Source organism: Lentzea sp. NBRC 105346 (assembly GCF_030269605.1).
Lineage (GTDB): Bacteria > Actinomycetota > Actinomycetes > Mycobacteriales > Pseudonocardiaceae > Lentzea.
The window spans coordinates 1,134,225-1,160,124 of the sequence record NZ_BSTQ01000001.1 but is presented as its reverse complement, the minus strand read 5'-3'; the positions used below and the strand labels follow the sequence as shown (position 1 = coordinate 1,160,124).

At 68.3% G+C, this 25,900-nt stretch carries 24 protein-coding genes; 14 read left to right on the top strand and 10 right to left on the bottom strand.

What is annotated here, in order from left to right; genetic code table 11:
* Positions 1 to 12 precede the first annotated feature (12 nt).
* Entirely contained in the window at positions 13 to 534 is a 522-nt protein-coding gene (locus tag QSK35_RS04190; RefSeq protein WP_285742380.1) for a TlpA family protein disulfide reductase, read from the top strand.
* Here QSK35_RS04190 and QSK35_RS04185 read toward each other — a convergent pair.
* The gene (locus QSK35_RS04185; RefSeq protein ID WP_285742379.1) at positions 531 to 1,160 is read right to left on the bottom strand and encodes a class I SAM-dependent methyltransferase; all 630 of its coding nucleotides are present in this window, start codon (positions 1,158 to 1,160) and stop codon (positions 531 to 533) included. The genes QSK35_RS04190 and QSK35_RS04185 overlap by 4 nt on opposite strands.
* A gap of 70 nt (positions 1,161 to 1,230) precedes the next feature.
* Here QSK35_RS04185 and QSK35_RS04180 point away from each other — a divergent pair, with 70 nt between their 5' ends.
* Positions 1,231 to 2,139, top strand: coding sequence for an AraC family transcriptional regulator (locus QSK35_RS04180; protein WP_285742377.1), 909 nt, complete (start codon positions 1,231 to 1,233; stop codon positions 2,137 to 2,139).
* Here the strand turns inward: QSK35_RS04180 and QSK35_RS04175 are convergent, their stop codons facing one another.
* Together QSK35_RS04175 and QSK35_RS04170 are read right to left on the bottom strand one after the other, a co-directional pair.
* On the bottom strand, positions 2,140 to 3,603 hold the full coding sequence (locus QSK35_RS04175; protein ID WP_285742375.1) for a sulfatase family protein: 1,464 nt from the start codon (positions 3,601 to 3,603) through the stop codon (positions 2,140 to 2,142). It lies immediately after the preceding gene.
* A gap of 92 nt (positions 3,604 to 3,695) precedes the next feature.
* Entirely contained in the window at positions 3,696 to 4,244 is a 549-nt protein-coding gene (locus tag QSK35_RS04170; RefSeq protein WP_285742374.1) for a dihydrofolate reductase family protein, read from the bottom strand.
* A 155-nt stretch (positions 4,245 to 4,399) separates the two neighbouring features.
* Between QSK35_RS04170 and QSK35_RS04165 the strand changes: the two genes are divergently transcribed.
* On the top strand, positions 4,400 to 4,813 hold the full coding sequence (locus tag QSK35_RS04165) for a ribonuclease domain-containing protein (protein WP_285742373.1): 414 nt from the start codon (positions 4,400 to 4,402) through the stop codon (positions 4,811 to 4,813).
* Positions 4,814 to 4,856: 43 nt separating this feature from the next.
* Here the strand turns inward: QSK35_RS04165 and QSK35_RS04160 are convergent, their stop codons facing one another.
* Genes QSK35_RS04160 through QSK35_RS04150 form a run of 3 tightly spaced genes read right to left on the bottom strand, consistent with a single transcriptional unit; the run spans position 4,857 to position 8,074 of the window.
* Entirely contained in the window at positions 4,857 to 5,588 is a 732-nt protein-coding gene (locus QSK35_RS04160) for an SDR family NAD(P)-dependent oxidoreductase (RefSeq protein WP_285742371.1), read from the bottom strand.
* Between the two features lie 49 nt (positions 5,589 to 5,637).
* Positions 5,638 to 7,155: an AfsR/SARP family transcriptional regulator gene (locus tag QSK35_RS04155; RefSeq protein WP_285742369.1), complete on the bottom strand. Its 1,518-nt coding sequence runs from the start codon at positions 7,153 to 7,155 to the stop codon at positions 5,638 to 5,640.
* Between the two features lie 40 nt (positions 7,156 to 7,195).
* A complete protein-coding gene (locus QSK35_RS04150; RefSeq protein WP_285742367.1) occupies positions 7,196 to 8,074 on the bottom strand; it encodes an RNA polymerase sigma-70 factor in 879 nt (292 codons plus the stop codon).
* Between the two features lie 138 nt (positions 8,075 to 8,212).
* Here QSK35_RS04150 and QSK35_RS04145 point away from each other — a divergent pair, with 138 nt between their 5' ends.
* From QSK35_RS04145 to QSK35_RS04135, 3 genes are all read left to right on the top strand, one after another.
* Positions 8,213 to 8,698 carry a carboxymuconolactone decarboxylase family protein gene (locus tag QSK35_RS04145; RefSeq protein WP_285742365.1) on the top strand — a complete coding sequence of 162 codons (486 nt, stop codon included), beginning with the start codon at positions 8,213 to 8,215 and terminating at the stop codon, positions 8,696 to 8,698.
* An 85-nt stretch (positions 8,699 to 8,783) separates the two neighbouring features.
* A complete protein-coding gene (locus QSK35_RS04140) occupies positions 8,784 to 9,371 on the top strand; it encodes an HAD family hydrolase (protein WP_285742363.1) in 588 nt (195 codons plus the stop codon).
* Between the two features lie 14 nt (positions 9,372 to 9,385).
* Positions 9,386 to 9,607: a hypothetical protein gene (locus tag QSK35_RS04135; RefSeq protein WP_285742362.1), complete on the top strand. Its 222-nt coding sequence runs from the start codon at positions 9,386 to 9,388 to the stop codon at positions 9,605 to 9,607.
* On the opposite strand, the gene QSK35_RS04130 is transcribed toward QSK35_RS04135, so the two are convergent.
* The gene (locus QSK35_RS04130) at positions 9,604 to 10,548 is read right to left on the bottom strand and encodes a methyltransferase (protein ID WP_502881618.1); all 945 of its coding nucleotides are present in this window, start codon (positions 10,546 to 10,548) and stop codon (positions 9,604 to 9,606) included. The genes QSK35_RS04135 and QSK35_RS04130 overlap by 4 nt on opposite strands.
* Positions 10,549 to 10,603: 55 nt before the next feature.
* Between QSK35_RS04130 and QSK35_RS04125 the strand changes: the two genes are divergently transcribed.
* Complete coding sequence (locus QSK35_RS04125) at positions 10,604 to 11,428, top strand: dioxygenase family protein (protein WP_285742359.1); 825 nt, start codon at positions 10,604 to 10,606, stop codon at positions 11,426 to 11,428.
* Here the strand turns inward: QSK35_RS04125 and QSK35_RS04120 are convergent.
* Positions 11,405 to 12,019: a VOC family protein gene (locus tag QSK35_RS04120; RefSeq protein WP_285742357.1), complete on the bottom strand. Its 615-nt coding sequence runs from the start codon at positions 12,017 to 12,019 to the stop codon at positions 11,405 to 11,407. The two genes, QSK35_RS04125 and QSK35_RS04120, sit on opposite strands and share 24 nt — an antisense overlap.
* Before the next feature lie 125 nt (positions 12,020 to 12,144).
* Here QSK35_RS04120 and QSK35_RS04115 point away from each other — a divergent pair, with 125 nt between their 5' ends.
* The 5 genes from QSK35_RS04115 to QSK35_RS04095 all read left to right on the top strand — a co-directional run bounded on the left by QSK35_RS04115 (position 12,145) and on the right by QSK35_RS04095 (position 16,515).
* Entirely contained in the window at positions 12,145 to 12,882 is a 738-nt protein-coding gene (locus QSK35_RS04115; RefSeq protein ID WP_285742355.1) for a pirin family protein, read from the top strand.
* A gap of 32 nt (positions 12,883 to 12,914) precedes the next feature.
* The gene (locus QSK35_RS04110; RefSeq protein ID WP_285742354.1) at positions 12,915 to 13,826 is read left to right on the top strand and encodes a hypothetical protein; all 912 of its coding nucleotides are present in this window, start codon (positions 12,915 to 12,917) and stop codon (positions 13,824 to 13,826) included.
* An 18-nt stretch (positions 13,827 to 13,844) separates the two neighbouring features.
* Positions 13,845 to 15,389, top strand: coding sequence for a substrate-binding and VWA domain-containing protein (locus QSK35_RS04105; protein ID WP_285742352.1), 1,545 nt, complete (start codon positions 13,845 to 13,847; stop codon positions 15,387 to 15,389).
* A gap of 104 nt (positions 15,390 to 15,493) precedes the next feature.
* Entirely contained in the window at positions 15,494 to 16,312 is an 819-nt protein-coding gene (locus QSK35_RS04100; protein ID WP_285742351.1) for a DUF5753 domain-containing protein, read from the top strand.
* 14 nt (positions 16,313 to 16,326) lie between these two features.
* Positions 16,327 to 16,515 (top strand): DUF397 domain-containing protein, encoded by a 189-nt coding sequence (locus tag QSK35_RS04095; RefSeq protein WP_285742349.1) that lies wholly within the window; start codon positions 16,327 to 16,329, stop codon positions 16,513 to 16,515.
* Here QSK35_RS04095 and QSK35_RS04090 read toward each other — a convergent pair.
* The gene (locus tag QSK35_RS04090; RefSeq protein WP_285742347.1) at positions 16,468 to 17,175 is read right to left on the bottom strand and encodes a class I SAM-dependent methyltransferase; all 708 of its coding nucleotides are present in this window, start codon (positions 17,173 to 17,175) and stop codon (positions 16,468 to 16,470) included. The two genes, QSK35_RS04095 and QSK35_RS04090, sit on opposite strands and share 48 nt — an antisense overlap.
* Before the next feature lie 77 nt (positions 17,176 to 17,252).
* On the opposite strand from QSK35_RS04090, the gene QSK35_RS04085 reads away from it, so the two are divergent.
* On the top strand, positions 17,253 to 21,323 hold the full coding sequence (locus QSK35_RS04085) for an alpha-(1->3)-arabinofuranosyltransferase (protein ID WP_285742345.1): 4,071 nt from the start codon (positions 17,253 to 17,255) through the stop codon (positions 21,321 to 21,323).
* Between the two features lie 39 nt (positions 21,324 to 21,362).
* Entirely contained in the window at positions 21,363 to 25,112 is a 3,750-nt protein-coding gene (locus tag QSK35_RS04080) for a patatin-like protein (protein ID WP_285742343.1), read from the top strand.
* Here QSK35_RS04080 and QSK35_RS04075 read toward each other — a convergent pair.
* Positions 25,090 to 25,827: a class I SAM-dependent methyltransferase gene (locus QSK35_RS04075; RefSeq protein WP_285742341.1), complete on the bottom strand. Its 738-nt coding sequence runs from the start codon at positions 25,825 to 25,827 to the stop codon at positions 25,090 to 25,092. The two genes, QSK35_RS04080 and QSK35_RS04075, sit on opposite strands and share 23 nt — an antisense overlap.
* Positions 25,828 to 25,900: the final 73 nt, after the last annotated feature.

The following is a 25,900-nucleotide window of genomic DNA, read 5'->3' as shown; positions in this document are numbered from 1 at the left end:
GATCAAGCCTACGTGAACCGGCCGCGTGACCTGCGCGTACTCCCTGGTGTGCGCCTTCTCGTGCTGCTGTCCGCGCTGCTGCTGGTCGGGTGTGGTTCTCCTGCTCCGGCCGCCGACCAGCTGAAGTTCACCGCCAAGACCCTTTCGGGCGATGCCTTCGACGGTGCGGACCTGGCGGGCAAACCGGTCGCACTCTGGTTCTGGGCGCCCTGGTGCCCGAGCTGCAACGAGGAAGCCGCGGGCGTGGCGTCGGCTGCCAAGACACACCCCGACGTCCAGTTTGTCGGCGTCGCGTCCCGCGACAAGCTCGACCCGATGAAGAAGTTCGTCTCCGAGAAGGGCGTTGACGGGTTCTCGCACCTCGCCGATGTGGATGGCGCGGTGTGGAAGCGGTTCGGCGTGACCGCCCAGCCCGCGTGGGCGTTCATTTCGGCGACCGGCAAGGTCGACGTGATCATCGGCGCGCCCACGTCGAGCGACCTGGACGACCGGCTGCGGCGCCTCGCGTCGGGCCAGGAGCAGCCGAAGCCCTAACTCGTCGGTTTGGCGAGCTCGATGCCGATCTGGGGGCCGATCCGCAGCTTGATCGTCCGCGTCGGCTCGACGGTGTAGCCGGCGGCGGCGATCCGCCGGGACACGGCGTCGCCCACGTTGTCGTGCAACATCTTCCGCATCCGGCCGGGCCCGTGGTTGTGGTGGTGTCCGGCGACCGCGTCGGCCAGGACCAGCAGCCCGCCCGGCTTGAGCACCCGGCGTACCTCGGCGAGCAGCGTGTCCTTAACGGGGCTGTCGAGGTGGTGCAGCATGAGGCTGGAGAACACGCGGTCGAACGATCCGTCGGGGTAAGGCAGCTCTTGAGCGAACCCGCGGTCCAGCGTCGCGCGGCGAACCTTGCGTGCGGCCACAGCGAGCGCCTTCGGATCGGGGTCGAGTCCGGTGAGATCGACGTCCGGGTGCCGCTTCTCGATCGACCGCAGCAGGTTCCCGGTACCGCAACCCACATCCAGCACCCGATGCCCGCCGCGCAGCTCGGCGAGCTTGATCATCTCCAGGTGGACCCGGCGCAGCCCGGACAGGTGGTGCACCAGGTCGTAGAGCGGTGTCAGGTGGTGCTTGCCCATTGCCGGGACGTAGTCGCGCTCGGACATTCTTTCGCTCATGGCACCATTCTGATCGCTTCTGTAGCTGGGAATCTGTGCCGATCCGCTGCTTCGATGGGATGATTTGACGGTGAAGGCGGTACGAACGGCGCCCCGCGGGGGCCGCCCCCCGACCTACTCGATGCTGCCCGCTCCCGGCGAGCTGCCCGTGGCGGCCCTGCGCCTCGAGCACGAGATGGGGATCAACGGTTCGTTCGAGGAGCACACGCACGACTTCCCCGGCCTGGCCTACTTCGAGTCCGGCGGCGGCGTGCTGCGCACCGGCCGGCGGGAGTGGCCGGTCGAGGCGGGCGACCTGTTCGTGATCGCGCCGGGCGACGTGATGGGCCGCATCGAGGCCACCGACCTGCCCCACGCCGAGGGCTGGGGCGTGTTCTTCACCGCCGACGCGCTCGGCCCCGACGTGCCCGGCGCCCACCTGGCCTGGCGCACGCATCCGCTGCTGTTCCCGTTCGTCCGCGGCGGAGCCATCGGCGCGCTACGGCTACGGGTGCCCGAGGCCGACCGTCCGGAGTGGACGAACCGGATCCAGGCGCTGCACGACGAACTGGCCCAGCGCCGCGACGGCTATCGCGACGCCGTGCCGGCCCACCTCGTGTTGCTGCTGGTCGCGGTCTCCAGGCTCGCCGCCGACGTGGTGGGGGACCTGCGCGAGAACAGCGAACCGCTGCTCGCCGAGGTGTTCGACGTCATCGAACGGCGTTACCCGGAACCGTTGTCGTTGCGCGACGTGGCCGCCGCGGTCAGCATCTCGCCGGGCCACCTGACCTCGACCGTGCGCAGGCGGACCGGCCGCACCGTCCAGGAGTGGATCACCGAGCGGCGCATGGTGCAGGCGCGGCGGCTGCTCGCCGCCACCGAGCTGCCGATCAGTGAGATCGGCAGGCAGGTGGGTTTCCCGGACGCCGGCTACTTCGCCCGGACGTTCGGCAAGGTCCACGGGATGAGCCCCGCGCGGTGGCGGCGAGCCGGGACCTGATCACTGGGGTCCAGGCACCGGAGTCCATTGGCGGCACACGTCGCCGGAGCAGGTGCGCAGGGTGGCGAGCCGGTCCGCCAGCGCCCGCCGCGTGGCCGCGTAGCGCGGGTCGTTGTGCACGCTGTTCAGCTGGTAGGGATCCAGCTGCAGGTCGTAGAGCTCGCGTGCGCCACCCGAGTGTTCGACGTAGGTCCACCGCGGTGTCCGCAGCCCCGCGTACCAGGTGCCGCTCTCCTTGGGGCCGGTCTCGATCACGATGCCGCGGGCGAACGATCCGGGATCGTTGGCGATCGGCAGCAGTGAACGTCCGTCGACGGTCAGCCCGGCGGGTGTGTCCGTCACGTCCAGGATCGTGGGCGCGAGGTCGACGTTGGCGGCGAGCGTCGTGACCCGTTTGCCCGCGGGGAAACCGGGGCCACGGATGATCAACGGCACGCGGAGGGACTCCTCGTAGGGCACGATCTTGCCGGCCACGATGCGGTGTTCGCCCTGCATCCAGCCGTTGTCGGAGGTGAACACGATGGCGGTGTTCTCCAGTTCACCCGCGGTGCGCAGCGTGGACACGATCCGTGCGACGGCGTCGTCGACGGCGAGCAGGGACTCGAGCCGCCCCTTGAGCCGTGCCTCGATCTGCTGCTCGGCGGCGGGGGTGATCCGCGGCCGGTTGCGGACGGCGGGCGGCTTGTCGGAGACGTCGGCCTCGTCGTAGCTCGGCGGCTTCGGCACGGTCACCGAGTCGAGGTCCCCGCGGTGGCGGGGCGCCGGGCGCGGGTTGCGCTTCGAGAGGTCCACCCCGTCGAGGGCTCGTTCGCCGTGCGGTGCGAGGGGTGCGAACGACAGGAAGAACGGCTGCGCTGCGGGGGCCTTGCGGTTGATGTAGTCGATGGCCTTACCCGCGTAGACATCCGTCTGGTACAGCGCCGGGTCCTCGACGGCCGGCGAGCCGTAGGTGTGCAGCCTGCCGTTCTCGTTCACGGTGTAGCCCCACATGCTGTACGTGCTCGGATCCACCGAGCCGTACCACTCGCCCCAGCCGGGCGGGACCTGCGTGGGGTTCGCGGTGCCGTAGCCGTTGAGGTACTTGCCGACGTGCGCGGTCTGGTATCCGGCCTGCCGCAACCACACCGGCAGGGTCTGCTCGCCGCGCAGCTTCGCGAACCCGCCGTCCGGCGGCGCGTTGCCCAGGACACCGTGGTTGTGCGCGTACTGCCCGGTGAGGAACGTGCTGCGCGACGGGCAGCACAGGGAGTAGGACACCACGTTGTTGTCGAAGCTGGTGCCCTGGTCGGCGAGCAACGACCGCACGTTGGGCAGGTACTCCAGGGCCGACAGGTTCATGTCGTCGACCATGATCACGACGACGTTCGGTTTGGCCGGTGCCGCGCCGGCAGGGGGACCTGCGGATGCCGGCGCCACGGCTGCGGCCACGATCAGCGCGGCCGCCATCAGACGGGTTCGAGACATACGGCTCCTCCGTTGATGCTGGGCGGCGGCGGAGTCCCGACATCACCGTACTGAGCGAGAAGCCCTTGGAATGTAAGAGTTCTGTTCGGGTGTCAGTGAACGCGCCGGTAGCGTTCGTAGATCACCCGTGAGTCGAACGCCCTGGTCTCGACCAAGTCCAGCGGGACGTCCTTGGTGACCGGCGGTAGGTACGGCGTGCCGCCACCGACGATGATCGGACAGCGGAAGATGCGCAGCTCGTCGACGAGACCGAGCTCGATCGCCGTCCCGGCGAGGCCGGGGCCACCGATCTCGGCGTCCTCGCCGGGCGCGAGCGTCGCGGCGATCTCCTCGGCCAGCGGCGCCTTGGCGAGCCGGGCGTTGCCCTCGACGCGGTCGAGCGTCCGGCTGAAGACGATTTTCGGGAGAGCGGACCAGACGTCGGCGAACTGGGTCCTGAGCTCGTCGGCGCGCATCGAGGGATCCGTCTCCCACGGCAGCATGATCTCGTAAAGCCCGCGGCCGCAGAAATAGGCGCTGAGCCCGCGGACCCGCTCGAGGTGGAACGCGAACAGCTCGTCGCTGGGGACGCCCCATGCGAACCCGCCCTCGCGATCGTTGATGAAACCGTCCACAGAGACGCTCATCGAGTAGATCAGCATGGCCGCACGCTCCTCGTCGTCGAGGACGATGTCGTTGAGGACGATCCAATCACGACCAACAACTGGTTGCCGAAAGTTCACCGACTTTTGCGGGGTTTCGTCAGGGATTCCAAGCCATGATCATGGAGCTTCCATCCCTGCCAAGGAGGTTTCAAGTGCACACCCTGCAACCGCACTGGACCCGCCGACTCCTGGTCGCGCTCGCGGCCGTGGCGTCCCTGCTCAGCGTGTCGCTGGCCGTCGCTCCCGCAGCCGAAGCGCGGGTCTACAGCTACTGCGGCATCTCGGGCTGTTCCGCGGCTCGCTCGGCCGACTCGATCTGGGAGTCGAAGGGCTACCCGAGCGCGCGCAACTGGTACAGCTGGCCGAACGGCCAGTGCAACTTCGCGGGCGGCACGTACTACAACCGCGACGGGCAGCTGCCGAGCGGCCACACCTACCAGGAGTTCGACGTCTACCCGCGCGCGTGTGGCGCGCCTCGTGACGCGAAGCGGATCGTGGTCGACCGGACGACCGGTCAGGTCTATTTCTCGCCCAACCACTACACCGACTTCTACCCGATGTACTGATCGGATCGTGCCGGACCCGCCGCGGCGGGTCCGGCACCCCGGCTCAGGTCGCCACGTAGCCGCCGTCGGCGTTGACCACGGCACCCGTCACGTAGCTCGACCGCGCCGAAGCGAGGAAGAGCACGACGTCGGCGATCTCCTCGGGTTCACCGGCACGCCCCAGCGGCGTGCCGGACGAGATCACCTCGAACATCTCACCGGCCTGCTCGACGACCTGGTCGGTGCGGATCGGGCCGGGCGCCACGGAGTTCACCCGTACCCCGCTCGCGCCGAACTCGATGGCCCACGAGCGGGTGAGTGCGTCCATCGCGGCCTTGGTGGCGTTGTAGACCGAGCCGACCGGCGTGCCGATCACCGCGGCGATCGACGAGACGTTGACGATGGTGCCGGCGCCCTTCGCGACCATCGCCGGCGCGAGCGCGGCGGTGAGGAAGTACGTGGCGCGCACGTTGACGTCGAAGACCTGCTCGTAGGTCTCGAGCGACTGCTCGGCCGTCGGCGAGAACGGGTAGATGCCCGCGTTGTTGACGAGCACGTCGACCTCGCCCACCTCCTCGGCGAGCCTGCGCACGTCCTCGATGTCGCCGACGTCCGCCACGATGTAGTGGCCGACGCCGCCCGCCTGCTCGATCAACTGAACGGTCTCCTTGCCGAGCTCGGCCCGGCGGCCCGTCACATAAACGGTCGCGCCCGCCGACGCGAGCTTCACCGCGATCGCCCGGCCGATGCCGGACGTCGCCCCCGTCACGAGTGCTTTCTGTCCCTGGAGTTCCATGCCACGACCGTGCCGACGCGACGTCATCCGGCCATCAATTCCGCATGAATCAGCAGGCCAGGGCCGTCGCCCGCACACCGAAGTAGAGCCGCACGAACCGCGGCACGGCGTAGACGCCGAGCACGACCGGTTCGATCAGGTGCACGTCCGCGAGCGCCTCCAGCACGAGCTCCGCCGCACCCGGCTCGGCGTCGAGGACCTCCGCCGCCTCGGCCACCGTGACCCGATCGGCGTCGCGCTGCGCGATGCCGATGATCGCCAGTTCCTCGACCGGTGTGAGCGCCGCCCGCGCGCGGACGAGCGGCGACAGCACGGCCGCGCAGTCCGACGGGATGGCGCCACCGAGTGCGCGTTCCCTGGCCATCTGCTGCAGCACCATCTCGAACGTCCACATCGGACGCGCGGCGATCTTGCCGCGCAGCACCCGCAACGCCGATGGCATGTGCGACAACGCGTCCGCGAGTTCCTGGGCGTTCGCGATCTCCGCGTCGACCCGTGCACCGAGACCGGTGCGCAGGAACCGCAGCGACTCGTCCGGCGTGAACCCGCCGACCTTGACCCAGTGCACACCGGGCAGCGCGTTCAGCCGCGGCACGCTCGTCAGCAGGTACGCGCTGCCGGGCGTGACGAAGTCCTGCACCCCAGAAGTAACGTCGTCGATGATCACCAGCAGCCGCTTGTGCCTGGCCTTCTCCCGCCACGTGGCCGCGTCACCACCGTCGGCGCCGATCGCCCGCAGCAGCTGACCGGCCACGTCGTCGCCGCGCACGAAGATCTGGCCGTCCGGGTAGCGCTCCTTGATCCGGTGCGCGACGTGCACGGCCAGCGCGGTCTTGCCGCTGCCGTGCAGGCCGGCGAGTCCGACCACGCCGGGCAGTGCCGCGACGATCTCGTCGATCTCCCTTGCCCGGCCGGTGAAATCGGCGAGATCCGGTGGCAGCTGTTCGGGTTTGCCCAGCAGCCTTGGGTTTCCGAGCAGGATCGCCTGGTGCATCTCCCTGAGCTCGGGACCGGGCTCGACGCCGAGCTCGTCACGCAGCACCCTGCGCGCGACGTGGAACTCCTCCAGCGCCTCGGCCTGCCTGCCGTCACGGAACAGCGCGTACATCAGCAGGCCGCGCGGCCGTTCGCGCAACGGGTGATCCGCGACGAACCGCCGCAGCTCGTGCACATCCAGCGACCGGCGCAGCCGGTCCTCCCGTGCCCGGACCTGCTGCTCCCGCAACCGTGCGCGCTGCGCGTCGAAGTAGCGGCCGCGCAGTCCCTCCAACGGTTCGTCCTCGCCGAGGACGAGTTCGGCATGAAGCGAGTAGCCGCCGTCGACCGACCGCAGGTCCAGTTCCGGGAACGTGCGCCGCAGCTTGTAGACGTACGTGCGCAACGCCGTGACCGCGCTCGGCGTGGGGTCGTCCCACACCATCGACACGAGCTGCTCGTTCGGCAGCCAGGTGCCGTTGTTCAGCAGAAGTGCCGCGAGCACGGCGCGTTGCTGACGCGGGCCGAGTGGAACTTCGCGGTCATCTCGCCAGGCGCGGACCGGACCCATCAGTGAGAAGCGCAGGCTCATTCTCAGATCAACAACGGAACAACGGCGGCGCTTCCCGTGTTCACCGATTGACCAGTGTCGTCTCCCGGTCGATGTGCGACAGCTTCTCCGGGTTGCGCACGGCGTAGAGCCCGGTGACGAGACCGTCGTCGATGCGCACCGCCACGATGCTGTCGACCTCGCCGTTGAGCCGCAGCAGCAACGCCGGGAACCCGTTGACGTGCACCGGTTCCACCGTGATCACGTCGGCGACCCGGCCGAGGCCGGAGGCCAGCACGCGAGCCACGCGGTCGGCTCCCATGACCGGGCGCAGCACGGCCTGCTTGATCCCACCGCCGTCGCCGACGAGGACGACGTCCGGCGCGAGGACGTCCAGCAGTCCCTGCAGGTCACCGGTCTCGACCGCGCGCTGGAACGCGTCGAGCGCGCCTTTCGCGTCGGCCGCGGACACCGGCCCGCGCGGGCGGCGCGCGGCGACGTGGCCCCGCGCCCGGTGGGCGATCTGCCGGACCGCGGCCGGGGTCTTCTCGACGGCTTCGGCGATCTCGTCGTAGTCGAAGTCGAACACGTCACGCAGCACGAACACCGCCCGCTCGGTCGGCGTGAGCGTCTCCAGCACGAGCATCATCGCCATCGACACGCTGTCGGCCAGCTCGACGTCTTCGGCCACATCGGGCGAGGTCAGCAGCGGTTCGGGCAGCCACGAACCGACGTAGGACTCCTTGCGCCGGCCGAGCGTGCGCAGTCTGGTGAGGGCTTGACGGGTGGTGATGCGCACGAGGTACGCGCGCTGGTCGTGCACGGTGCCGAGGTCGACGCCGGACCAGCGCAGCCAGGTCTCCTGCAGCACGTCCTCGGCGTCGGCGGCCGAGCCGAGCATCTCGTAGGCGACCGTGAACAGCAGGTTGCGGTGGGCGACGAACGCCTCTGTGGCACTCACTCGTGCCTCCCCTCTCGACGGTGACTCCCCAAAAGACACCGGTCATCGCGCCTTTGTGACAGTGACGTGGATCACTGTCACAGGGATCGGGTGGCCGGCATCTGGTGTTCGTTCCACACCACGAGGGAGGACCCGATCATGGAAACCCGATTCAACATGTTCGAGAGCGAGATCGGTGGCAAGTTCGCCAAGCGGTTCGCGAACATGAACACGCTGCTCACCCAGTCGCCGCTGCCGAAGTCGACGCAGGAGCTGGTGTCGTTGCGGGCCAGCCAGATCAACGGCTGTGGTTTCTGCACCGACATGCACACCAAGGACGCGACGGCCGCGGGGGAGGACCCGGTCCGGCTGCACCTGGTCGCCGCCTGGCGCGAGGCCACCGTGTTCACCGAGGCCGAGCGGGCCGCGCTGGCGCTCACCGAGGAGGCCACCCGGATCGCCGACCACCACCGCGGTGTGTCGGACGAGACGTGGGCCCAGGTGCGCAAGCACTATGACGACGACGAGATCGCGACGCTGGTCTGCCTGATCGGCCTGATCAACGCGGCGAACCGGATGAACGTCATCCTGCGCACCCCGGCGGGTTCGTACCAGCCCGGCATGTTCGACCAGCTGGTGAGCTGATCACCTGATGGCCCGGCCCTGCGGGGCCGGGCCATTCGATACACGAGTTGACCTCGCATGGACTAATCGTGCGATGGTGCGGGCCATGAACCGCGGCTTGATCATCGACTTCGGAGGCGTGCTCACCAACCCGTTCGACGAGTCCATGCGGGCGTTCTGCCTGACAGAGGGCATCGAACCGAACGCGTTGCGGACGGCGCTGACCGCGCACGCGGCCCTGGTGGCCGACCTGGAACGCGGCAAGGCGACCCAGGCCGAGTTCGCCGCGACCATCGGCCTGGCGTTGCGGATCTTCCCCGACGACCTGGTGCAACGGATCACCGCCGGCCTGGAGCTGCAGCAGGACGTGATGGCCGCGGTGGCGCGGGTGCGTCAGCGCGGCGTCCAGGTGGCCGTGCTGTCGAACTCGCTCGGATCCGAGCCGTACAACCTGTTCGACCGGTTCCGCCTCAAGGTCGACGTCATCGTGGCGTCGGACCAGGTGCGGATGCGCAAGCCGGATCCGGAGATCTACCGGCTGACCGCCGACCGCCTGGGCATCCCACCGGCCGAGTGCGTGTACGTCGACGACTCGGCAAAGTTCCTCGACCCTGCCGCCGCTTTCGGAATGACCACGGTCCTCGCGACCTCGCCTGCGGTTACGATCAAGGCGCTGGAGGACCTGTTCGGCTGATCGCGGGTGATGCCATGACCGACGAGGAGCTCGTCGTCGAGTTCGCCCTGACCAGGCTGGACAACCCGGACCTCGACCTGGAGGAGGTCGCCGCCCTGGTCGTGCGGCGCATGGGCGAGGACCGCATGCTCGAGTTCGCCTCCCGCACCCTCGCGGTCCGCGGCGAACTGCGCGGCGCGGCGTTCCCGTCGGCCGTCGAGCACGTGCTCCGCGTCGTGCTGACGATGCGCGGCTAACCCTTCCGGAACTCCAGCAGGCTGCGCTGTTCGGTCAGCTCGGTCACGCCGTCGAGGACGAGTCCGTGCTGTTCGGCGAGCGCCCGGTACTCGTCGACCGTGCGGTCGCGGCCGCCGAACATGATCAGCATGACCAGGCTGAACCCGGTGTAGGGCCGGACCGACTCGATCACCAGCACGCGCCCGCCCGTCTCGGCGCACCGGGCGAGGATCCGGTGGGCGTGCTCGTCGTCCCAGTTGTGCAGGATGTCCACCAGCAGGTAGGCGTCCGCATTGGCCGGGAGCGGGTCGAAGAAGCTCCCCGCGGTCACCTGGGCGCGTTCGTGCTCACCGAACTCCGCGGGCGGTTCGAGATCCAGCAGATGGCCTCTCACGTGCGGATGCGCGGCCAGAATCGCGGCGAGCAGGTCACCCTGTCCACCGCCCACGTCCACAATGGACTCGAACCGCGACCAGTCGAACCCCGCGACGAACCGCGGGATCTCCGCGCGGAACCGGTGCGTCATCTGCCGGTCGAACGACTCACGCAGGTGCGGATGCTCGGCCAGGTCCTCCCAGAAGCCCTGCCCGTAGCGTTGCGGGTAGGCCGCTTCTCCGGTCCGGACGCTGTGGGCGAGCTCGACGAACGCCAGGTCGGCGCGGCCGGCCGCGGTGTTCACGTCCAGCAGGCCGGCCAGTCCGTTGTCGGCGTCGGCCGTGAGGTTCGCGCCCAACGCCGTCGTCCGGTAGCCGACGCCGGTGCGTTCGACGATGCCGAGGGTGGCGAGGTGGGCCAGCAGCAGGTCCAGCGCACCAGGGTTCAGGTCCAGCTCCGCCGCGAGTTCGTCGGCGGTCGCGTCACTGTCGAGCAGACGGTCCGGCAGGCGCAGCGTCACCGCCACGCGCAGCGACATCGGGGTGGCCAGGCCTGCCATCCGGCGCAGCGTTTCCAAGTCTCCCACAAAGATCCACTGTGTCAGCCGTGTCAACGGGGATCTTGCGGCAGAGTGCAGAGGTATGACACTGACCGACCAGGTCGTTGACAGCTTCGGCGGGGACGACCGGCTCTCCCACGTGATGCGGTCGCTCGTCCGGCACCTGCACGCGTTCGCCGAGGACGTGCGACTCACCGAAGCGGAGTGGGCGAAGGCGATCGACTTCCTCACCCGCACCGGCCACATCACCGACGACCGGCGCCAGGAGTTCATCCTGTTGTCGGACGTGCTGGGCCTTTCGATGCTCACCGTCGCCCTCAACGGCTCGGACAACGCGACGGTCTTCGGCCCGTTCTTCGTCGAAGGTGCGCCCGAGGTGCCGCTCGGCGGCGACATCACGGGTGATGCGCACGGAGTGCCGTGCTGGGTGAGCGGCACGGTCCGCTCGAAGGACGGCACACCGATCCCGGACGCGCGGATCGACGTGTGGGAGGCCGACGACAACGGACTGTACGACGTGCAGCGGGACGGCGGCGTGGCCGGGCGCGGTCGGCTGCGTTCGGGACCCGACGGCGGGTACCGGTTCTGGTCCGTGCGGCCGTCGCCGTACCCGATCCCGATGGACGGCCCGGTGGGGGAGCTGCTGGCGAAGACGGGACGCGGGCCGATGCGGCCCGCGCACATCCACTTCAAGGTCGAGGCGCCGGGGTACCGCCCGCTCATCACCCATGTGTTCGCGGCCGGCGATCCCTATCTCGAGACCGATGCCGTGTTCGGTGTGCGCGAGGGGCTGGTCACGACGTTCGAGGAACACCAGGCCGGAGTCGCGCCGGACGGCCGCGAGCTGACCGGGCCGTGGGCGAGCGTCGAGTTCGACCTGGTGCTAACGAGCGGCGGCGACCACTGACTCCCAGGCGAACCCGTCCGGGTCGGTGAACGGCTCCGCGCCGCCGACCGCGATCCGGTGCGACCCGGTGCCCTCGGGCGACACACCCGCGTCCTTGGCGAGCGCCCGCCGCCGGTACAGCGCCACCTTGACCGGACCTTCGGCGAACTCGACGTACATGCGGCCGAAGCTGCGCGCCACGGTGAGGCCCCGGTCGAGGTAGAACTGCTTGCTCACGGCCACGTTGGCGACGCCGAGCAGGAGCACGACGCTGTCGACCTGCCTGGTGGCCGGGCCGGTGTTCTTCTTCGCCGAGGTCGCGATCTTCCAGATCGTCCCGTCCGGGGCCTGGACGCTGCCGCCGTAGCCCCACATCGACTTCGCGACCGGCTTGAGCGCCGTCGCGCCGGCGTCGAGGGCTGCGCCGACCAGTGCGTCGACATCGGCAGGCTGGGACACCACGAGTGACAGGGTGAAGCCGCGGAAGCCGGTGGTCGGTTCCTGCGAGGCACGCACCCGCAGCAGGTCGCCCAGGCCGAAGGCGGCGGTGTAGAAGCGCTCGGCGGCCGCGGGGTCGGCCACCTCGAGGGTGATGGTGTTGATCGTCGTCATGGCAGCAACGCTAGGCGCGGGCCGGTGACCGGTGCTTCTTGATTCCTGACCGGTGTGGAGCAGCGGAATAGTTGACGCATCAACTAGGTTGATGGATGATAGTTCAACTACTTGAGGGAGCTGTCATGACTGTCGACGTCAGGCGGGCGGACGACCGGTTCAAGACCCGGATCAGCTGGCTCGACTCGAAGCACTCGTTCTCGTTCGGCGGCCACTGGGACGACCGGAACACCCATCACGGCGTGCTCCTGGTCAACAACGACGACATCGTCAAGCCGGGCATGGGCTTCGAGACACACCCGCACCAGGACATGGAGATCGTGACCTGGGTGCTGCGGGGATCCTTGGTGCACCAGGACTCCACGGGCCACTCCGGCGTCATCTATCCCGGACTCGCGCAACGCATGAGTGCGGGCACCGGCATCCTGCACTCGGAGAAGAACGACTCGTGGCGGCTGCAGGGTGACTCGCACACCGACCCCGTGCACTTCGTCCAGATGTGGGTCGTCCCCGACGAGCCCGGCATCACGCCCGGCTACGAGCAGCTGGAGATCGACGACGAGCTGCTCAAGGGCGGTCTCGTGCCGGTGGCCTCGGGGATGAACCACGACGCCGCGATCCGCATCAAGAACAAGTACGCCGCCCTCCACGCGGCGCGCCTTCAGCCGGGGCAACACGTCGAACTCCCCGAGGCGCCGTTCCTGCACCTGTTCGTCGCGCAGGGCGACGTGACGCTCGAAGGTGCCGGCGAGCTCAGGCAGGGCGACGCGGTGCGGTTCACGGCGACCGGCGGGCAGAAGGTCACGGCAACCGGGCCCGCGGAGATCCTGGTGTGGGAAATGCACGCGACGATCGGCGGCTAGGCGCGGTGGTGGTGCACGGCGAAGATCGAGGTATGCGGAGCTTGATCGTGGCACTCGCGCTCGTCCTCGTCGGCACCACGCCGGCACAGGCCTGCCCGGCGGTGATCAAGGGCAACGGCTCGAAGCTGCACCCCGAGGGGGTGGCATACGACCGGGCGCACGGCAGGTTCGTCGTCGGCTCCGTCGTCCACGGCACGGTGTCGACGGTCGAACGTGACGGCCAGGCCAAGACCCTCGTCGACGACCCGGCGTTGATCACCACGATGGGCCTCGCGGTCCGGGCGGGCAGGCTGTACGTGATCAACGGCGACGTCGGCATCAGCAAGAAGTCGTCGCCGGCGACGTTGAAGAAGACCGCGGGCCTGGGCATCTACAACGCCTGGACAGGCAAGAAGATCGCTTACTACGACCTGGGCGCGCTCGACCCGTCCCGCGAGCACTTCGGCAACGACGTCGCGGTCGCCCCGGACGGCACGGCGTACGTCACCGACTCCTACAGCGGCGCGATCTACAAGGTCAAGAACAAGGCCGAGGTCTTCTTCCGCGACGACCGGCTGCTGCCGGCGGGCCGGGGCAACGGCGCGAACGGCATCGTCCGGCTGCCCAACGGCGACCTGCTCATCGCGCACTCGTCCGGCCGCGCCCTCTACAAGCTGTCGAACAACGTGTTGACGCAGGTCACGACCGATGCGCCGATCGGGGCACCGGACGGTCTGCTGATCGACAACGGCCAGTTGCTCGCGATCGACAACACCGCCGCCAACCGGGTCATCTCGCTGAAGTCCACCGACAACTGGACCACCGCGAAGGTCACCAAGAGCGTTCCGTGGACCGACAAGGCCCCAACCACGATGGCGAAGAGCCCGTGCGGTGTGTACGTACTGAGCGGGCGATTGGATCAATTGAATCCCGGAACCGACGAGTTCTGGTTGCGCCGCTGGTAGTCGCCTAAGGTGTCGGCCATGGTGCGACCGCGGCGCTTGACCCCGCCCGTCGTCGGGCTCAGCGTGCTGCTCGTGCTGTCGATCATCGGCTGGATCGTCTTCGACGTCGTCATTGATCGGCTCCGCGCACCCCGCTGCACGTCCCCGGCGTCGGTGTCGATCGTGGCCGCGCCCGGAATCGCGCAGGTGCTGGGCGAACTCGCGCAGCAGGACACCAAGGCCGACTGCTACCAGGTCGAGGTACGCGCGGAACCCGCGCGCGACACGCTCACGCGCCTCGCCGACGACAAGAACAAGAACCGCCCCACGGTGTGGGTGCCGGACTCGACGTTGTGGCTGCGCCAGGCCCGCGACTCCGGCGCCTGGCGCGTTCCCGAGGCGGGTACGTCGATCGCCAGCTCGCCGGTTGTGCTGGCGGTGAAGGATCCGGCCAAGGGCAAGAACTGGGCCGAGCTCATCGGTCCCGGCGCCAAGGCCGTCAGCGGACTCGCCGACCCCGCAAAGGATCCCGCCTCACTGACGGCGTTGCTCGCCGTGCGTTCCTTTACGGAGAAGGAAAAGGACCCGGCGGCCGCCACGGTCGCACTGCTGCGCGGACCCGCCGGAAGTTACGCCGAACAGCCCGAGGAGCTGTTCAACAAGCCCGTGGACGTCTTCCCCGCGAGCGAGCAGGACGTCGAACGCCACAACGCGGAACCCGGCGCCGCCAAACTCACGCCCGTCGCCGCCGAAACCCCCATGCCCGGCTTGGACTTCCCGTACGTCGTGCTGCCGGACGCGGGGGAGGAGCAGCGCAAGGGCGCCGAGAAGTTCCTCGCCAAGGCAAGGGGATTCGAGAACTTCCAGAAGTTCGGACTCCACAAGCCTACCGAGAACGCCCTGCCCGACCAGGACACCGTCGACAAGACGCTGCAGATCTGGGCCGGCGTGACGCTCACGGCGCGCATCATCGCGCTGATGGACGTCTCCGGTTCGATGAACCAGGTCGTGCCGCGCACCGGCCAAAGCCGTATGCAGCTGGCGGTCGCCGCCGCCGAACGTGGGCTCGGGTTGTTCAAGCCCGGGACGAAGCTCTCTTTGTGGAAGTTCTCGACGTTCCTAGACGGCGACAAGGACTACAAGGAACTCCTGCCCACCGCGTCCATCAAGGAGCACCTTGAAAGAGGTGACGCGGCCGTGTTGAAGAGCATTCGCGCCACGGCCAATGGTGGCACCGGCATGTACGACAGCGTGCTCGCCGCGTACCAGGAGGCGCGCGCCAACTGGGAGCTCGGCCGCATCAACATCGTCGCGGTCATGACCGACGGCCGCAACGACGACCCTAAGACCATCAGCCAGAAGCAGTTGCTCGAAGAGTTGGCCAAGCTGCAGGACAAGCGCCGGCCGTTGCCGATCATCGCGATCGGCATGGGACCGGACGTTGACGTCGACGAACTCACCAAGATGGCTGAGGCGACGGGCGGGCGCGCGTTCACCACTGCGGATCCGGCTGGGATCAGCGACATCTTCGCGCAGGCGTTGAGCACGATGCTGTGCCAGCCGCCGGCCTGCCGTCCTCAGTAGAGGGTGGTGGAGCTGCTCCACGGCTCATTCTTTTAGGTTGATTTGGCCGGAAACGGTGGAGCGGAACCGAAAGCTGCCCCTACTTTTCGTGCATGCCACGGAGAATGTCTACTGTCTGCGGGCGCGAGTTCGGCGACGGTGTCCGCACCGAGCTTCAGAACGCCGGATTCAGCTATCGCCAGGCGTGCGAGCTGCTCGACTGGGACCACGCCAAGCTTTCGGACATGTGCAACGGCAAGGGCGGCGTGTCCGAGGTCGAGGTCGCGATGGTGCTGGGCCTGTGCCGCACCGCGCCTGACACCCGCGATCGCCTGCTGGGGCTCTTCCAGGAGAGTCGCGAGGTAGGGCTGCTGCAGCTCTACGAATCCGTGGTTCCCGAGCAGGTGCAAACGCTGATCAAGCACGAGAAGCTCGCGACCGCGAGTGCAGCCTGGAACATGAACATCATCCCCGGACTTCTACAGGTTCCGCGGTATGTCGACGCGATAGTGCGCTCGTCGGTGGCGGTGCCATCGGCGAACGTCGACGAACTCATCGCTGCGCGGATCGCTCGGCGCGAAATTCTGCGGGGGCAGTGCCACTTCACCTTCTACATCCACGAGCAGGCGCTGCATCTCCCGGTAGGCGGGTACGACGTTCTTTCCGAGCAGCTGCACGACTTGCTGCAGATGTTGGTCCGCCCGTACATCAACGTACGGATCGTGCCGACAGTCATTGGCGCACACCCCGCGACCAGCGGAGATTTCCGGATGATGACCTTCGAGAAGTTCACGCCGGTGGTCTACCTGGAAAGTCTGAACTCCGAGCTGTTCCTCGACGACAAGGCATCGATCGACCTGTACGAGAAGGTGTTGGAGGCGCTCGATCAGATCGCATTGAGCGTGGAAGAATCGAGGGAGGTGATCATCAGCATCGTGACCTGAGGAGGCGCCCCCGCATGGCCACTTGGCGCAAGAGCAGCTACAGCGCGACCGGCGACAGCTGCGTGGAAGTGGGGCGGGGCATCGGCATCCGGGACACCAAGGCGCCCGCCGTCCACCTTCCCGTCAGCGCGTCGGCGTGGTCACGCTTCCTCGCGTCAGTACGGGTCGTAGGGGCTGTCGTGCCCGAACATCCGCGCGACTGACCGCAGCCGCAACCGCAGCAACACCTTGATCCCGACATTCCGCAGGAACCAGGGCATCTCCGCCAACACGCGCCGCCGGTCGGCCCACGAAGGCTGCGCCAAACGGAAGCGCGCCAAGGAGCCCGCCCGGTCGACGTAGACGTACCGGTTGCCACACAACACCTTCGCAATGACGCCAAGCGTCACCCCGATGGACGAGAACGCGTCGTGCACCAGAATCTCGCCGTTCGGCACCAGAAACGCCGACCAGCGCATGTCGTCGGTGTAGGTCCAGTAGTCGTGCTTGCCGTCGATGTACAGCAAGTCGATGCGCTTGTCCCAACGGCGCCGCAACCGGGTGCTGTACTCGGCCTCGAGCTCGACGACGTCACTCAACCCGGCGGCCGCGACGTTCTTCTCGAACCGTTGGCGCGTGGGGGTTCCGCCGAAGAGCTTGCCCTCGACGAAGGGGTCGACGGCGACGACTGTCGCGCCGACGGAACGCGCTGCGATACCCAGCACGGTGGTGGATCGGCCCTGGTGGCTGCCGATCTCGACGACGCGGGCACCCGGCCCGAGGCGCAGCGCCGCGTCCCAGAGCATGCGCGCCTGGTCGCTGGTCAGCCAGCCTGGAACCTGATCGCCTAACTCCCACGCCTCGGTGAATCGGGGTGTTGTCACAGATGCTCCACGTGTCTCTGCGCCCCAGTGATCGCGGAAGCATCACCATAGCGATGGTTCCGCTCCAGCACTACCCAGTGGTAACTTCCCGCCTCATCAAGACCTGGCACCGGAACCCGACGACGTGGGTGCTGATCGCGCTCATCGTGCTGTCGTTCGTGCAGCGCCCTGGGCGTACGACGTTCGACACGAAGCTGGACCTCGCGGTCAACCCGCTGGGGTTCCTTGGGCGTGCCCTGCATCTGTGGAACCCCGAAGCGACCGCCGGCGAGCTGCAGAACCAGGCGTACGGCTACTTCTTCCCGATGGGGCCGTTCTTCGCGATCGGCCAGATCCTGCACCTGCCGCCGTGGATTACCCAACGGCTCTGGTGTGCGCTGCTGCTCTGTTTGGCCTACTACGGGACGCTCCGGCTGGCGCGAGCCCTGAAAATCGGCACCGAGCCGACGCGCAACGTCGGGGCGCTCGCGTACGCGCTGGCGCCGCGTGTCCTCACCGAAATCGGGCCGCTATCAGCGGAAATGCTGCCCGCGGTGATGTTGCCGTGGGTGCTGCTGCCGCTCGTCCTGGCCGACAAGATCGGGTCGCCGCGCCGGGCGGCCGCGCTATCGGCGTTGGCTGTGCTGGGGATGGGCGGCGTCAACGGCGCGATGGTCGTGATGGCGCTCGTCCTGCCTGGGATCTGGCTGCTGACGCGCAAGTGGAACCGGCAGCACGTGCGGCTGTTCGTGTGGTGGTGCGGGTGCGTGATCCTCTGCGCGCTGTGGTGGATCCTTCCTCTGCTTCTTCTCGGCCGCTACAGCCTGCCGTTCCTCGACTACATCGAGTCCGCGGCGAACACGACCGCGCCGATGTCGCTCTTCCAGGTACTGCGCGGGACGAACCAGTGGGTCGCGTACGTCCTGTCCGGTGAACCGTGGTGGCCGAACGGGTTCGTGCTGGTCGACAACCCCGTGCTCATGGCGGGAACCGCTCTCGTGGCGCTGATCGGTGTGGTTGGTCTGGCGCGGCTCGGGTTGCCGGAGCGTCGTTTCCTGGTGCTCGGGACGTTGGTCGGGCTGACACTGCTGACCGTCGGGTACGTCGGGTCGCTGGACAGCCCGCTCGCGGAGACCGTGCGCGGACTGCTGGACGGGCCGCTGGCGCCGTTGCGCAACGTGCACAAGTTCGAGCCCGTGCTTCGACTGTGCCTGATCCTCGGGTTCATCCACGGCCTGCACCTGTCGCGGCCGACGGGGCTGCGCGCGGCGCCCGAGTACTGGCGGCGGCGGATTCGGATCGGGTTCGCGTTCATTCTCATCGCGGTCATCGCGGCACCCGCGTGGCTGCTGACGCTGCGGCCGGGGCTGGGGTGGAGCGACGTTCCGGACCACTGGCGCGAGGCGACCGCGTGGCTGGCCAAACAGGACGAACGCGCGCGCACGTTGATGTTGCCCGCCACCGGGTTCGGCCAGTACACGTGGGGCCGCACGGTCGACGAGCCGATGCAGTCGCTGGCCGAGGCGCCGTGGGCGGTGCGCAACCAGGTGCCGCTGGGGTCCGAGGGCAACACGCGGTTCATGGACGCCGTGATGGACGCGCTGGCCGACGGTCGCGGCAACGCAGGGCTGGCAGACTTCCTGGCGCGCGGCGGTTATCGCTATCTGTTGCTGCGCAACGACATCGACCGCGCGGCGACCGAGGCACCGCCGCTCGCCGTGCTGCGGCAGGGACTTCTCGCGACGCCCGGTGTGCAGAAGGTGGCGGAGTTCGGGCCCGAGGTCCGGATGCGCGACCAGAAGCTGACGAGCTCGGTCGACGCGCAGCTGACCGGAAAGTCGCTGGAGGTCTACGAGGTCAAGACGCCGGTGCCGACCGTGACCGCGGTGAACCTCGCCGATGTGCCGACGGTCAGTGGCGGGCCGGAGTCGCTGCTTCCCCTGTTGTCCCAAGGACTTCTGAAGGCCGACGAGCCGACCGTCCTGGCCGGTGACGCGCGTTCCGAACCCGATCAGTTGCTCGTCACGGACGGTCTGCGGCGGCGGGAACGCAACGTGGGGCGGGTCGCGGACAACCTCAGTCAGACCATGTCCGCGGACGAACCGTCGCGGCAGGGCCGGGTGGCGCTGGACGTGTCGCCGTTCCAGGACGTGTCGCACCAGACCGTCGCCGAGTACCGCGGCATCCGCGAGGTGCGGGCCTCGACGTCCACCGCCTACGCGGACGCGGCCGGCGCGATCGACCCGGCGGACTCGCCTTTTGCCGCCGTGGACGGGAATCCGGGATCGGCGTGGCACTCGTCGTCGTTCACCGGGCCGGTCGGGCAGTGGCTGGAGATCGAGCTGGACACGCCGCGGCAGGTGTCGGAGGTCAGCCTCGACCTGCTGGACGACCTGCGCGTCGGGTGGACGGTCAACCGGATCCGGCTGACGACCGACGCGGGGTCGATCGAGACCGAGGTGCCGCCGGGCGCCGGGGTGAAGAAGTTCCAGGTGAAGTCCGGCCTGACGTCGACAGTGCGCGTGACGATCCTCGGCGTGGCCGCGGACCGGCAGGACGGCAACGTCGGCATCAAGGAGCTGACCGTGCCGGGCACGTCCGCGCAGCGCGCGCTGCGGGTGCCGCACGACGTGTCGTCGCCGAAGGCCTCGTTCTCGTTCACCAGGGGCAGCCAGGCGCGTTCGGCCTGCTACAAGGCCGGTGACTTCGTCCGCTGCGACGCCGGACTGGCGCGGCTGGGCGAGGAGACGAACGGCCTGACGCGCCTCTTCCGGACATCAGCTGACGGTAAGTTCGTCGTGAACGCCACGGCAGTCCCCGCGGCAGGTGGCCGCAACCCGCTGGCACCCAACGGTTTCTCGGTACTGTCGTCGACCTCGCTGGCGGGTGACGTCGCGGCCGGTCCACTGTCCGCTGTGGACGGTGATCCGGGCACGTCGTGGGTGCCGGACGTGACGGACCTGCGGCCGTCGTTGGCGCTGTCGTGGAGCGGCGCCCGTGAGGTGTCCGAGTTCCGCATCGAGTGGCCCAAGGGCGCACGACGCCCGGCCGAGTTGGAGGTGCGGACGGCCGCGGGCAGCGAGGTCGTGCGCGTCGATCCGTCTGGAGTGGCCAAGTTCAACCCCGTCAAGACGGACAAGCTGGAGCTGGTCATCCGCGAGACCAGCGGGTCTGGCGGCGGCCCGGCGGAGATCGGCGAGCTGCACGTGCCCGCGCTGGACGACGTGCTGCGCGGCACCGCGCCGACGACGCAGTTCACCGTGCCGTGCGGCCAGGGCCCCCCGATCGACGTGGACGGCAAGCGCATCAACAGTTCCGTGAGCGGAACCGTCGGTGACGTCGTCGGTCACCGGCCGCTGAAGCTGACGTTGTGTGACGACGACCTGGCTTCGGCATTGGAGTTGCCCGCCGGTGATCACGTGCTGGTGACCAGCCGGTCCGACTCGTTCGTCGTGCAGGACGTGTCGCTGAAGCATCTCGACGCCAAGGCGCCGGCCGCGACGCATCGCACCGTCTCCGTGTCGTCGTGGGACAGCACTTCGCGTTCGGTGCAGGTCGGTGCTGGTGCTGCGGCGTTGCTCGTCGTGCCGGAGAACGTGAACGAGGGCTGGCGTGCCACGTTGAATGGTGCCGTGCTGGAGCGCACGCGGGTCGACGGGTGGCAGCAGGCGTGGATCCTGCCCGAGGGCGCGGGCGGTGAGGTCGAGCTGTCGTTCACGCCGGACACGCAGTACCGGTTCGGCCTGCTGATCGGTGTCCTGTCGGTGCTTCTGGTGGTGTTCCTCGCGGTGCGACGGTCTCGGCGTCTCGTGACGTTCGTGGAACCGTCTCGCGGACGCTGGCCCGTCGTGGTGATGATCGTGCTGCTCGGGGTGCTCGGCGGGATGCTGCCGATCGTTGCGCTGATCGCATGCCTGTTGGCGCGCGAGCTGTGGGCTCCGGCTCCCAAGGTGATCGCTCTCTCCGGTGTGGCGGTCGGTGGCGGTGTCGCTGTTTTGGGCCGGCTGTTCGGGCACGGCCAGGAGTGGGCGTACTCGCCGGTCGTGCAGGCCGCGTTGCTGTTCGCCGTGTCGGCCGTTGTGGCGGCGGCGTTCCGTCCGTTCGGCTCACGAAAGCGCCAGCAGGACGCATTGACGGAGCCTATCCGGACGGTTGCGCCATTGGGCTGAATGCGGTAACCCTGGTCCGCTGATCGGCGATCTAGGGGCATGGAAGTCGCGCCAGAGGAGATCCGGTTCGCGGTCGTGCTGAACGGCGGCGTGAGCCTGGCGGTCTGGATGGGCGGCGTGGCCCTGGAACTCGACCGCCTGACGAACCGGGCCGGGCTGTACGAGCACTTCCTGAACGAAGTCGGCAGCGTCGCGCGGGTCGATGTCATCACCGGCACGTCGGCCGGTGGGATCAACGGCGCGGCACTCGCGCTGTCCCAGGTCAACGAAAAGGCCGACCTGAGCAGCCTGCGTGACCTGTGGGTGGAGCAGGGTGCGTTCGAACAGTTGCTGCGGCCACCGTTCAGCGGCCAACCGATGTCGTTGCTGCAGGGCGACGAGTTCTTCCTGCCGAAGCTGCGCACCGCGTTCACCGCGCTGACCAAGGACTTCGTCCCGCGCCCCGCTTCCGAGCGGCCCATCGACCTGCGCATCACGACCACCCTGCTCAACGGTGTGCCGAAGGTGACCTTCGACGACCTCGGTCAACCGCTCGTCCAGACCGTGCACCAGGGCGTGTTCAACTTCCGGCGAGACCCGGCCAAGTGGGCCAAGCCACCGAACGGTCGCTGGACCGACGACTTCTACAAGAGGACAGACGGCGAGAACACCGACTTCACCGGCGACCTGGAGAAGACCATCGATCGGCTCGCGCTCGCCGCGCGGTCGACGGCGTCGTTCCCGTTCGCGTTCGAGCCCTCCTTCGTCCAGGTGCGCGACGACGACGACATGGGCGAAGCGGCCAGTTGGTTCGCCGCCGGCACCGACCGGTCGCGGTTCGCCGTCGACGGCGGCGTGCTGGTGAACACGCCCACGAAGGAGGCGCTCGAGGCGATCGACCGGATGCCCGCGAACGGTCTCGTGCGGCGCGTCATGCTGCTCGTGTTCCCGCATGCACCCGTGTCCAACGACGAGCCGCGCGCTGACACGACTGAGAAACCACCCACCATCGTCGGCGCGGGCGGACGCCTGCTGACCGCCCTCTACAGCCAGAGCGGCCGGACGTACGTCGACAAGGTGGAGGACCACAACCGGGCGGCGGCCTCGCGGCGTGGCGGACGCAACGACCTGCTCGAACGCCTGCAGGGGCCGGACTTCGTCAAGGAGATCTACGACCTCGCGAAGGGGCTGCGCAGCCACTACGAGGACTTGATGATCCGGTACGTGGCGCGTGAGGTCACAACGCAGCAGATCGACACTCCGGGGGCGAACAAGGAGGGATGGTCGTTCGAGCGCGTCCGCCTCACCGCAGAGAAGGCACAACGCGCCTACCTCAAGTCCCCCAAGGTGTTGCCGTACGTACCTGCTGATGTGCCGCCGACATGCGTCTACGACCAGGGCTGGCCGTGGGGGTTCACCATGGCCGAACGGTTGGCGTCCGCCGCGCTGGATCTGCTCAAGCGGCTCGTCTGGGTGACGTCGGATGCTGACTACTTGGAGATCAAGGAGGCGCGCAGGGACCTCCACATGTCTCGCTGCAACATCCGGAACCTGCGCGAGCAGGTGGATGCGGGCTTCACCGGATCCACGTCGACGAGGCTCGACTCGGTGTACTGGACCGACCGGCTGACGTACTTCGCCCAGCGAATGGTGGGACCGGACGCTGACGAGGGAAACAAGCTGCATGTCGACATCAACCGGATCGGCGACGTCGTCGAGCGGGCCAGATCCGTGCTGATCAGACTGGACGAGCCGAAGCTGAAGATGGCCGACCTGCAGCCGTGGCACAAGCTGCTTCTTCAGGATCTGACCGACGCCGAGAAGAAACTCGATGGCAAGCTCGGGTGGGTGTCGCGGCTGCTGGCGCTGGAGATCGCCGCGACGTGTCTCGGCGACGAGGCACCGAAGGGGCTCGACCAGCCCGTCGAGCTCGCCCAGGTGAGCCTGCAGACGAAGAACGCGTTCGCCAAGCTGTCGGTGACCCCGGACGACAAGGCCGGCGGTGCCTCACTGGCTCGGTTCTCGGGGTTCCTCAAGCGATCGTGGCGGGTGAACGACTGGATCTGGGGCAGGCTGGACGCCGCCACGATGCTGTGCAAGATCGTGTTCGACCCGGAACGGTTGTGGCGGCGGCACGAGCTCAACCCGCAGGGCAGTGCCGCGGATCTGGTGGACGGCTTGGTCCGCACGATGTTCGGCGGAACGCCCAACGACCCCGAACTGCGCGTGTTGATCGACAAGGCCACGGCGGAGGTGACGAGGATCTACGCGGCGAGCTCGGCCCAGGACCTGGAACCCTCCGCACTCGCGTTGGCCGAGCTGGCCGCGTGGGGCCTGCACGTCCGCATCATCGTCGAGGAGCTCCCGGCGCTGAGGGCCGCGATCCTCGCGGACGCCAACGATGGTGCGAATTCACGGTCGCGTGGTGAGCTGTTCGTGACTCAGTACGCGAAACTGCTGGACGACCTGCCGACGCCACGCACGTTCGACAACGACCTTGCCACCAACGTCCAAAAGGGACTCGACGCCCTCCAGGCGTTCGACCGGGCGGGCATCGGCCGGGAGCCGCTCAAGGCCGAGGCGGGCAGCGACCAGATGATCCGCACGGCGGCCACTGCGGCCGCCACGGCCGTGACGGTCCTGGACAGCGACCGGTCCGGGTTGGCCGTCGTGAAGCCCGTGACCAGGGCGATCCGGGGTGGTGCGTTGCTGCCGTACTGGATGGTCATCGGCCTGACGAAGGGCAGCCGGGTCGCGAACGGTCTCGCCGTGCTGGCCGGGACGCTCGGCGTTGCGATGCTCGTGCTCGCAATGTTCACGCTGCTGCCGGTGTGGGCCATCGCTCCGGCCGCGACGGCAGGTGCGGCGCTGCTGCTGGGGATGTTCGGTTACGAGGCGCTGCGGTCCGGCACGATGTTGCACGGGCTCGTGCTCCTGAGCCCGATGATCCCCCTCGGGATCTATGCCGCCGACCGTTGGCGGCACCACTACGACGACCCCGAAACGGCGCAGAAGGCGTCCACCGCGACGGTCAGCCTGGCCGGCATCCTCGTAATGGCGATCGTACTCGTCGTGCTCGGCAGCATCCCCGCGGTTCGCAAGACACCGTTGGCGTTGCTTTTCGACGCGTCCGGACGTCTCGGCAAAGCGATCGGACGCCGGCCGCTGACGACGGTGTGGATCGTCGTTGTCGGGGTCTTCGGCGTGGCCGCGGTTTCCGGCGGGATGCTCCCGGACGTCTACGACGGATTGCGGACGATCTCGTTCAACCCGTGGTGGCTGCTGATCGTGGTCGTGCCCGCGTTGTTCGTCGCCCGGTGGCAGGGGAGAACCCTGAAGTTGTGGTCCGCCAAGGAAGACACGTGGATCCTGAGCCGGGCTGAACACCCCGCCGCGGCGGTCGCCGGTTGGGCCGCGGTCTACGGAGGTGTGTATCTGGCGATCGGCATCTTCGTCGCGCGGCTGGAGTTCTCGTCGCAGGTCGACCGGTCGGGCTGGCTGAAGCACGGTATCGCCGCCTCGGCGTTCGTCATGGCCGCGGTCCTGTTGCTGGTTACGACGTGGCTGGTGCCGGTCAAGGCGCGTAGCAAGATCCGGCGGACCCTGGTCGCTGAGGCGACTCGGGTCCTCTACCCCGACGGCGACTACGCCCTGAAGTTGCTCGCCCGGCTCGAGGCATGCGGGCTGTTGTGCAGTTACCTGGTGGAACCACAGACCGTGTCGGACCGCCAAGTGCTGGTCTTGTGCCACACGGGCAGGCGAATCGCCGACGAGATCGAGTTGATGCTCACCGCTTCCGCGCCTCGATGAGGAACCGCTGGCTGTACGCGACGAACGGGCCGTGCCGTTCGATGAAGTCGTGCAGCTCCCTGAGCTTGTCGCGATAGGCCTCGACCGTGAAGCCGGGGACGATCCAGATCACCTTGCGCAGGAAGACGATGACGGCCGCGATGTCGTGGAACTCCATCCTGGTCGCCTCCTGCTTGATGGTGACGACTTCGAGGTTGCTGGCCTCGGCGTTCCTGACCGCCGTCATCGGGCTGCGGGCCGGATGCACGGGTTGCGGTCCCATCATGAAGTCCGTGAGCTCGCGGACGGAGCCCGCGCCGACGTCTTGGCTGAGGTAGGTGCCGTTCCTTTTCAGGACCCGATGGACCTCGTCCCAGCGGACGTGCACCGGGTGCCTGCTGCTCACCAGGTCGAACTGCTCGTCCGGGAACGGCAGGTCGGCGTCGTTCTCCAGCAGGACGATCTCGGCGGTCGGGAGGTTGGCTTTGGCGATCTCCAGGTTGGGCGGCCACGACTCCGTCGCCTTGAGCGTGCGGGGTTTCACCGGGATGCCCGCGAGCACCTCGCCGCCGCCGGTCTGGAGGTCCAATGCGGACTCGGCCTTCGCCATGCGGTCGGCGAGGATCTTCTGGTAGCCCCAGGACGGACGGTCCTCAGTGGCCCGTCCGTCGAACCACGAGAAGTCCCAGCCTTCGGTGGGCACGGACTCGGCTTCGGCTACCAGGTCGTCGAACATGGTGCCGAGAGTGGCAGCCGGATGTCCACGTCGCATCCGAATATGCCCGGGAAAGCCGGTTGCGGCGCTGCAT